Origin of the sequence: Oscillibacter sp., from assembly GCF_032060045.1 — a bacterium.
GTDB lineage: Bacteria > Bacillota > Clostridia > Oscillospirales > Oscillospiraceae > Oscillibacter.
On the sequence record NZ_DAMBZJ010000017.1, the window covers coordinates 37,237 to 46,687 of the forward strand.

General features: G+C 54.2%; 10 protein-coding genes. 8 read left to right on the forward strand and 2 right to left on the reverse strand.

Going from position 1 to position 9,451, the window contains the following annotated elements; all coding sequences use genetic code 11:
- Window positions 1–117: 117 nt before the first annotated feature.
- From RT018_RS08645 to RT018_RS08680, 8 genes are all read left to right on the forward strand, one after another.
- Window positions 118–660, forward strand: coding sequence for a putative phage tail protein (locus tag RT018_RS08645; RefSeq protein ID WP_312941064.1), 543 nt, complete (start codon window positions 118–120; stop codon window positions 658–660).
- A complete protein-coding gene (locus tag RT018_RS08650) occupies window positions 653–1,948 on the forward strand; it encodes a carbohydrate-binding protein (RefSeq protein ID WP_312941066.1) in 1,296 nt (431 codons plus the stop codon). Before RT018_RS08645 ends, RT018_RS08650 begins: the two co-directional genes overlap by 8 nt.
- A 7-nt stretch (window positions 1,949–1,955) precedes the next feature.
- Complete coding sequence (locus RT018_RS08655; RefSeq protein WP_312941068.1) at window positions 1,956–2,615, forward strand: hypothetical protein; 660 nt, start codon at window positions 1,956–1,958, stop codon at window positions 2,613–2,615.
- Between the two features lie 207 nt (window positions 2,616–2,822).
- A complete protein-coding gene (locus RT018_RS08660; protein WP_397360023.1) occupies window positions 2,823–3,239 on the forward strand; it encodes a holin family protein in 417 nt (138 codons plus the stop codon).
- Between the two features lie 149 nt (window positions 3,240–3,388).
- Window positions 3,389–3,586, forward strand: coding sequence for a holin (locus tag RT018_RS08665; protein ID WP_312941070.1), 198 nt, complete (start codon window positions 3,389–3,391; stop codon window positions 3,584–3,586).
- On the forward strand, window positions 3,583–4,158 hold the full coding sequence (locus RT018_RS08670; protein ID WP_312941072.1) for a D-Ala-D-Ala carboxypeptidase family metallohydrolase: 576 nt from the start codon (window positions 3,583–3,585) through the stop codon (window positions 4,156–4,158). The genes RT018_RS08665 and RT018_RS08670 overlap by 4 nt, the downstream gene beginning before the upstream one ends.
- A 255-nt stretch (window positions 4,159–4,413) precedes the next feature.
- The gene (locus RT018_RS08675) at window positions 4,414–5,046 is read left to right on the forward strand and encodes a helix-turn-helix transcriptional regulator (protein ID WP_312941073.1); all 633 of its coding nucleotides are present in this window, start codon (window positions 4,414–4,416) and stop codon (window positions 5,044–5,046) included.
- 327 nt (window positions 5,047–5,373) lie between these two features.
- Window positions 5,374–6,060 carry a hypothetical protein gene (locus RT018_RS08680; RefSeq protein ID WP_312941075.1) on the forward strand — a complete coding sequence of 229 codons (687 nt, stop codon included), beginning with the start codon at window positions 5,374–5,376 and terminating at the stop codon, window positions 6,058–6,060.
- An 89-nt stretch (window positions 6,061–6,149) separates the two neighbouring features.
- Here RT018_RS08680 and xdh read toward each other — a convergent pair whose 3' ends face one another.
- Entirely contained in the window at window positions 6,150–8,714 is a 2,565-nt protein-coding gene (gene xdh, locus RT018_RS08685) for a selenium-dependent xanthine dehydrogenase (RefSeq protein WP_312941077.1), read from the reverse strand.
- A 60-nt stretch (window positions 8,715–8,774) separates the two neighbouring features.
- The coding region (locus RT018_RS08690; RefSeq protein WP_312941079.1) for an FAD binding domain-containing protein at window positions 8,775–9,451 on the reverse strand (677 nt) is incomplete at its 5' end.

The following is a 9,451-nucleotide window of genomic DNA, read 5'->3' on the forward strand; positions in this document are numbered from 1 at the left end:
TTTGCTGCTCAGCATTCCAGGCGTGGTGGACTACACCGGTCTGACGGTGGGCGGCGGAGAGGACAATCTTGTCATCGCGGCCGACGAGGTGCCAGTGCTGGGTGAGGTGACGGTCTCATGAGTAATTTGCTGGCGCGATACCCGGCGTATCTACAACGGGGCGCGGAGTTTGCGGACATCCAGCAGGCGTTGGAGACGGAGGTCTTGGCGCTGCGGCAGGCCCGGGATGAAACGATGGAGCAATTGAATGTGGATACCGCCACATGGAGTCTTAAATACTGGGAGCAGGCGCTGGGCATCCCGGTGGAAATTAGCAAAGACATTGATCTTCGCCGCAGCCGGGTGAAATCCAAGCTGCGGGGCGCGGGGGTGACCACCGGGGACATGATTCAGAACGTGGCGGAGAGCTTCAGCAATGGGGCCGTGGAAGTCACGGAGCTATCCGAGCAGTACCGGGTGGCCATCAAGTTTGTGGGGAACATCGGGACCCCGCCCAACATGGACGATCTCACCGCCGCCCTGCGGGAGATTATGCCCGCCCACTTGGGGTGGGATTACGTGATCATTTACAAGACTTGGGATGGGGTAAAGAAGAACGCATGGAATGAGCTGAGCGCTTACACATGGCAACAGGTAAAGGAGAGTGATTTGAATGGATAATACTTCAAATCTGGGCTTGCGGCTTCCCGCAGGCACTGATTATGCCGATGTGGCCGACCTCAATTACAACTTCGAGCAACTGGACGCGGCCATTGCAGCGGCACGGTCGGCGCAGGAGTATGACGACGGAACGGCCTACTCGGTGGGGGACTACTGCACCCACGACGGGACGCTCTACAAATGCACAACGCCCATCACGGTGGCAGAGGACTGGAACGCAGCGCACTGGGCGGAGACGAACATTGACGCGGAGTTTAAGTCGCTGTATGCGGCGCTGGCGGGGAAGGCAGCAGCAACCCACACCCATACTCCGGCACAGATCGGAGCAGACCCGGCTGGCAGCGCGGCAGCGGTGCAGGCCAACTTTGTGGCCCACACGGTACGCACAGATAATCCCCACGGGGTAACGGCCGCACAGATCGGCGCGGCAACCGCCGTCGAACAGCAGGCGATGGCCCCGTTGCTACGGCTGCAAACAGGACTTGGGAATGAGTATATATGGGAAAAATACACAACACACCCTGATGGAACAAAAGCCGTTTACAATAACTATCTACTCTTGCAAAACTCCAACCCAACTACTTTTCCCATATACTATGCTGATTCCTTTACAGTAATATCTGATACCAATGGATTAAAATTTCAGTTGGTGAACCCCTCAACGTTAGGATTTACTACAAACAATGTAGCAACTGGAGACCCCCTCAAGGGAAAATACTGCCTTGTGAATAACTATCCCCCCCTAATGTACTTCCCCCCTGAAGCAGTATTTACAACCCCTAATGGGGCTGGGCTTCAAGTTTTTGTATCTGTATGTACAAAATATGGAGCCCCGACGAATAAAAGAACAGTTCATTCCTATGTGAACTCGACAAACCCAAACGCTTACCCCATTTCTGATGGGTACCTGTACAATAGCCTAGGTAAACTGGGAAATCGGTCTTGGGCATTGTCGGGTTCTTACATGGGAACTGGTGTGTATGGTTCAGCCAACCCAAATGTGCTTACCTTTCCCTCAGAACCAAAGCTGTTTATGGTTCAATGTGCCACATATGCCGGTGACAATTACTTTCCTAGGGGACTCACAATCAATTCTAATTATTGCACAAACTTTATGCTGTGGACCCCTGGACAGAAAAATTACTCCATTCAATCTCAAGGGAGTGCTTCTGCAAACAACTATATTGATTCTGTCCAAAATTCTCTGTCCTGGTATTCTGTAAATAATGCACAGGGTCAAATGAATGTGCTTAGCATGGTTTATTACTATGTAGCAATTGGGGGGTAAGAACTGTATGTATTATGTTTCAAATAATCAAAAGACTCAATATGGGGTACAGTTAACCTACGATTCTGGTCTGGTGTCACTTCCCGATGAGTTTTTACCCGAGTTTTTTAAACCTGGAAAAAAGGCTGCAGGATTTGTAATCCTTGAACATGATGGTACTACTGTAACCTCATGTACATGGAACGAGGATGCCTATCAGAAGTACCTTGCTAATTTGCCGGCTCCAAACCCGGAGAAAATCAGGGAGGAGCGCAGCACAGCCATTAAAGCGGCCTGTGCCGAGGCCATCACTGGAGGCTTTGACGCGGACGTGCTGGGGCGCGGACCTCTGCACTACACCCTGACGGAGATTCAGCAGCGTGATCTTCAGACGCAGTATGCAGCAGTGCAGGCCGGAGCCACGGAGGCCCTTTGGCACGACAGCAGCCGGGTGACGCACGAGGTCTACACGGCGGCGCAGTTTACCGCGCTGTTTCAGATGGGGTACGCCTACATCATCTCCTGCAAAATCCGCTCTGACTGGCTGGAGCAGTTGGCCCACGATCTGGTGGACGCGGACAAGCTCACCGAGGCGGCAGCGGTGGACTGGGCCACGGAGTTGCCAGAGGACTATCGGATGCAGTGCGACGCGCAGATTGCGGCGATGTTGGGGGGCGGCAATGCGTAAGACCGAAGACAGGATTCTTTCCAGCCTGCTGGCGTGCTTCGTAAGAACGGTATACTTCCTCATGGAAGTAGTGCGAAAGATTGCCTAGGATGCCCCCAAAACATCCATTGTACCATGCTGGCGCAGGGGGAATAGAAAGGAACGATCAAAACGGACAACGACACTTTAACCAATATAAAAGTCGGAATTACCGCCATTCTCGCGGCACTGACGGCCTTTTGGGGCTGGTTCGGGTGGCTGGTGGTGGTCTGGGTGGGTATGATGCTGCTGGACTGGCTGATCGGCAGCGCGGCGGCATTTAAGAAGGGAAACTGGAGCAGTGCAAAGCTGCGGGCCGGTGCGTGGCACAAGGGCGGCGAAGTGGTGATTGTGGTGGTCGCTCTGGTGGCGGACTGGCTGATCGGCTTGGTCATCGCAACTATTCCCGGTATCACGCTGCCGTTTGAGTATGCGGTACTGCTGGGACCACTGGTAATCGTGTGGTACATCCTCGGGGAGCTGGGGAGTTTGGCGGAGCACGCGGTAACATTGGGCGCGCCAGTGCCTAGGTGGCTGGTATCTGCGCTGGAGGCAGGGAAAAAAGCCGTGGACAGCGCAGGGGACAAGCTGACCGGCAAAAGATAATCTGCCGCCAGTCGGTGGAAGCCTTACAGAGAAGCTTTAAGAGTCCAACGTGATTCGGTCAACACAAAGCTTAATGGTATGGTCGGCGGAGTAATTAGCGAGTGGGGCGGGGAAAACCCCGCCCCTTAACCTTGAAAGGGAGGATACATATGAAAAGCTTAAAGATTTGGGCCAAGGCGGCAAGTGTGCGGGCGGTCAAGACCGTGGCGCAGACGGCAGTGGCAACGATCGGCACGGCGGCAGTGCTGGGTGCGGTGGACTGGCGCATGGTGGTATCTGCGTCCGTGCTGGCAGGGGTGCTCTCTCTTTTAACGAGTGTGGCGGGACTGCCGGAGGGGAAGGCGTGAGCGTCAAGACCTATTCCAAGAAAAAGAGCGGCAGCGTGAAGCTGTCCGTAAATTTCACCGTGGCGGAGTTCGCCTGCCACGACGGCAGCGACACTGTGCTGATTTCTGGAGAACTGGTGACGCTGCTCCAGAAAATACGGGACCATTTTGGAAAGCCCGTCACCATCAACAGTGCGTACCGCACGGCGGCGTGGAACGCCAAGCAAGGCGGGGCACCCAAGTCCCAGCACCTTTCGGGCACGGCGGCGGACATCACGATTCCCGGCGTGTCGCCGCTGACGGTTGCGCAGTATACAGAGTTTTTGCAGCCGGTTACCGGAGGCATTGGGGTGTATCCGTCCTTTGTGCATGTGGACGTGCGAAATACGCGGACGCGGTGGGATAGCCGCAGCGGCAGTGAAAAAGCCGTGTCCGGATGGCAGGGTTACTCAGAGGCATCCAAGTTGGACCAAGCCGTGGACAAGCTGGTAAAAGCTGGAGTAATTGACAGCCCGGAGCGGTGGAAGGCCGGGGACTGGACGGATCGGGCTGTGGAGTTGCTGTTGATTAAAATGGCAGGAGCACTGGTGTAAATAAATTAAGGCCTCAGCAATTGCTGGAAAAAGCCGCACGGCGTACCGCCCTAAACTTCAAAAAATACCGGTATTGAGTGGAAGCGATTGCTGGTGGCCAGTGTCGTGACTTCATTCTATCAAAGTTCCAAAACAAATAAAAATAAGTAGAGTTCAGCGGGATTGCAACCAGCAGTTGACATATCTTCAGGTCTGGTTGTTGGCAGTCAACCGCGGTTTGTGGTACGATACCATTACTCCGGAAAGGGGGGCATTATGAATAGAGCGGACAGAATACAAAGCTTAAGAAAAGCAAAGGGAATCTCGCAGGAAGAGCTTGCAGAGCAAACCGGGGTTTCCCGACAGGCGGTTTCTAAGTGGGAGAGCGGACAAAGTGTGCCTGACATAGAAAAAATAATCATCATGAGCGATTATTTTGGTGTGACTACGGATTATCTTCTAAAGGGGATTGCGCCAACAAAGAGGGAGGAAGTAAGAAAGAAGCCGGATGCCAGTATATTTTCAATTGTTGCGACAGCCTTGAATTTTATAGGCGTCATCTCCGCAGTGATGATATGGCATGAGGAGAGACTCTCTTCCTCGGTGGCGGTAGGACTGATAATAATCGCGGTTGGATGCGTAATCTTTGCAATTGGGCAGACGATTAGCGATGAAACCACAAAAGTAAGGGCAAAAAAACACTTCTGGGCAATTAACGTATGGATTTTGGGGTTGATTCCGATTTCCATTTGCTTCAATTTGCTGGATGGCTTTTTCGGTGGATATGTGGGCTTAATTGCACCGTATCCTCTGCTTGGCAATTCGTTTGCAACCTATGGTGCATGCTGGTTGCTATATGTTGGAATTTGCGCCGGTGCAGATTTTTATATAATTAAAAAAGCAGCTTGAATTTTTTTGAAGATTAGTTGTGTATTTATAGGTGCTTGCTGCATGGCTAAGTTGCGGCGATGTCGACCGGAGTCACGATATGGGTGGCCTTGCAGCGTTTAAAATACTGCAAGGACACTTGATTTTCAATAGAAACTTGACATGAAATGAGGGCGCGGGGCGAACAGGCATGGCAAAAGTTTTTGAAATAGCAAATTGCTGCTGGAATGTACTAAATAAAAGCAAATAGGAGGAAAAGACTTTATGATGGACCATTGGTTTTTCAAACAGTTTGTGGTATACTCACAAAAACGGGTTTCTTAATTACAGCCGATATTGGAGATTTGCATGAGCTTTCACATTGATTTTGCTTGGCTGCAACAGCAGCTCCCGGAATATCAGTTTCTGTTTTCAGACCTCGCTCCGCACGGGGTGGAACAGATTCAAGCGGTCAACCTGCAGACAGAGAAGCAGGTACTTTCCGCCGTGGACTTGGGCCTGCAGCGAGAGCAAATTTTTTTCTCGGAGCCGGGAAAAACAAATGCGGATTTGCCGCGTCTGTTTGGCACGTGCCGGTTTGTTGCAAGTAGTTGGGATGAGCTGCGGGAAATTGACAAAATTGCCCGACTCCATCCGCGAGAGGGGGCGTTGGAGTCGGTGGGCCTGCGGATCATTCCCCGGCGCTTTGACGACGGGAAGCAGCCCGGATTTCCGGAAGGAATGCTCCCGGAGCTTGCGCAGAAGATAAAAACGCTTCCTGCGATTTCCGTCCGGGGCTGTTTTGTACTGGGGGAAATTGAGGGCCTCCACGGGGAAGAACTGGGGCGATATTTTCGGGAATGCTATGAATTAGCAAAGCGAATGACTGTGATTTTACCCTGCGGTATGCCCTATCTGTGCATTGTGAATGGGGCAGTGGCTGCCTGCCTAAATGCGGCGGAGCACCCGGAGACATTGGAGGCGTTTTTGCGCCAGGCGAAGATTGTCGCCGCCCAGAACCAAACGGCCTTTTACGCGAAGCTGCTGATGACCTGACGGGGCAAGGCAACGTTTCCAAGAATTTTGCCAGAACAGGAAAGCGGGAGCCGGTTTTACCGGCTCCCGCTTAATTGCGCTTTATTCCCTTATTTTTTCCGATAAGGTGTGCCCTCCAATGGAAGGCTCTGACGGAACTTCCCATCCAGCCGATAGTAGGCATGGGCACAGGCCGGAGCTGTGGGAATCATGCAAAGCTCACCACAGCCTTTGGCGCCCAGAGAATAGGGAAGTTGATCCCCCTCTTCGGGACGGCAGAGAATAACCTCCAGCTCCGGGGCCTCTGTTGCCCTCATAAAACCGATGGTTCCGAACTTGCTCTTCGGATAGCCGTCTACGCACTCAAACTTTTCGGTCACGCCATAACCGATGCCCATGATCATGCCGCCTTCAATCTGGCCTTCCACAGATTCGATGTTGACGGGAGTTCCTACGTCGAAGGCGGAAACGGCTTTCGTGATTTTGCCTTCCTCATTCAGCACAATAACCTGTGCGCCATAAGAATAGGAGACGTGGCTGACGGGATTTTCTTTGATTGCGCCTAAGGGATCCGTGAGAGCAGAGTATTCTCCAAGAAATTCCCGGCCCTCCAGCTCAGCCAGCGTTTTTCCGCTGTCCAGCACGCACCTGAGACGTTCACCGGCGCGCCGGGCGGCTTCACCGGTCATCACCGTCTGACGGGAAGCGGTGGACGTTCCGGAATCCGGCGTGCGCACAGTGTCCGCCGCCTCGAAGACAAACAGGGCGGGATCCAGATTCGTTACGTGGCAGATTTCCGTCAGGGTCATCTGTCCGATGCCTTGCCCCATGCAGGAGGCGGAGGTGCGGATGTGGATTTTCCCTTGTTCCACGGACAGCAAAACCCGCCCGATGTCTTTTTTCCCCATGCCGGTGCCGGAGTTTTTAAACCCGCAGGCGATGCCCGCGTATGGATTTGCGTGAAACACGTCCTTCACTGCGTCTAAGCACGCGGCCATATTGGTGTTGGGGTCGGCAGTCTGCCCGTTGGGAAGCACCTGCCCGGGCTGAATGGCGTTGCGGCGGCGGAACTCCCACGGGTCCAGCCCCGCCATCTCTGCCAGAAGGTTGATGTTCATTTCCGTTGCAAAGCAACTCTGGGTTACGCCAAAGCCCCGAAATGCGCCGGAGACAACGTTGTTGGTATAGACGGACATGCCGAAAATGTCAATGTTCTGATAGTTGTAAGGTCCCGCCGCGTGGGTGCAGGCCCGGTGCAGCACCGGCCCGCCCAGAGAGGCGTAAGCTCCGGTGTCCGCAATAATAATGCCCTTCATGCCGGTGAGGATGCCGTTTTCATCGCAGGCGGTGGTGAACTCCATTTCCATAGGGTGGCGCTTGACATGGTAGTTCAAAGATTCCTGCCGGGTATACTTCACCTTGACTGGCTTTTTCGTGACCCACGCCATCAGTGCCGCGTACTGCTGCACCGACATATCCTCCTTGCCGCCGAAGCCGCCGCCCACCAGCGCCGCGTGACAGTGCACCTGTTCCTTGGCAAGTCCCAGCATCTTGGCGCATTCCCGCTGCACGTCATAGACAGACTGACAGGAGGTGTAAAGCAGGAGGCCGTCGTCTCCCTCGGGCATGGCGACGCAGCATTCCGGTTCCATAAAACCGTGCTCCTGCCAAGAGGTTTTATATTTCCGTGTGACCACGTATTTGGAGTTTTTGATGGCCTCGTCCGCGTTGCCCCGGACCAGGTTGGCCCGGCTCATCACGTTGCCGTCCTCGTGAATCATGGGTGCGTCGCCTCGCAGGGCTTCAAAGGGGCTGGTGACGGGCGTAAGCTCCGTATAATCCACCTCTACCAGCGCGCAAAGCTCTTCCAGCTTATCCTGCCTGTCGGTGGCGACCACCGCCAGGACGTTGCCGACATACCGGGTGATGTCACCTTCGCCCAGTATCACGTCCCAATCCTGCTTGATGTGGCCGATTTTGTTGCAGGGAACGTCTTGCTTCAGCAGAACTTCCACGCAGTCTGGGTGCGCAAGGGCGCGGGATACGTCAATGCGGTTAATCAGGGCGCGGGGGAACTTAGAATAAATGGGCTTGGCGTACAGCATTCCCGGTATGGCAAGATCGTCGGCAAACAGGCCGGTCCCGTTGATTTTTTCAGCGGCATCAATGCGCTTTGCGTGCTCGTCCATATGCAACAGGGAGGGGGCAGAGGGAATTTCCCGTTTTTCCCGGAAAAAGTCGGCCGCCATCAAAATCGCGTCCTCAATTTTCTTATAGCCGGTGCAGCGGCACAGGTTGCCCTTAATGGCCAGCTTCACATCCGTCCGGGTGGGATTCAAATTGCCGTCCAGCAGGCTTTTGGCCGAAATAATCATGCCGGGGATGCAAAAGCCGCACTGCACCGCGCCTGCGGCGGCAAAGCAGTGCTCATAGACGTTCATTTCCTCCGGGTCGATGCCCTCCACGGTCAGCACGTGCTTTCCCGCAAGCTTGCTTAAAGAAACCACGCAGGCCTTGGTTTTTACGCCGTCCACCAGCACGGTGCAGGTGCCGCAGGCACCTTCGCTGCATCCGTCCTTGGTGGCGGTCAGGTGCAAATCGTCCCGCAAAAACCGCAGAAGTTTTTTGTCGTGAGGGGACTCGTACTCTTTTCCGTTAATTGAAACAGTAAACACTTCACTCTTCCTTTCAAAAAATCCGCCCGGGGTTGGTACCGCGGGCGGATTTGTGATGGGTTAAATGCCGAACCGAGTTAAAAACTCGTTCAGAAGATTCATGCACACGGTCTTGCGGTATTCCGCCGACACACGGCCCCGGGTGAGAACCATTCGGTCCCCATAGGCCTTTAGGTACTCCGTTTTCAGTCCGCGTGCTTCCGCCAGGGTTTTACCCAGCAGGATGGCTTCCAAATCGCGATCGCGCAAAACAGTGTCCGCCACCGCGCCAAACGCGGCGGCAATGTTGGAAATTTTTCCGTCCTGCTCGGCAAACACGCCTGCGAAGGACACCCGGGAAATGGCCAGCGCGTTGCGTCCGCCGACCTTTTGATAGAAATACCGGTCCAGTCCGGTTTTGGGCAGAAGAACCTCCACAATCAGTTCGTCGTCGGAAAGGTCCAGCTTTTTCCGGCCCAGATAAAATTCCTCCACGGGAACAATGCGCTCACCTCGCAGGGATTGAAGCCGAACCTTTGCATCTGCCGCAAATTCAATCAGAACAGAATCCGCTTTGGCAGAGCCATTGCCCAAGTTCCCGCCGAAGGTACCTGCGTTACGGATGGCGGGTGCGGCAATTAGCGCCACGGCGTCCTTCATCAGCTGGGGAACGCGGTGGTCGTCGAGCGCCTGCGTAAAGGTGACGCCCGCGCCGATGCGGAGATAGTCTGCATCCTCGGAGATTTGCTGCAATTCCG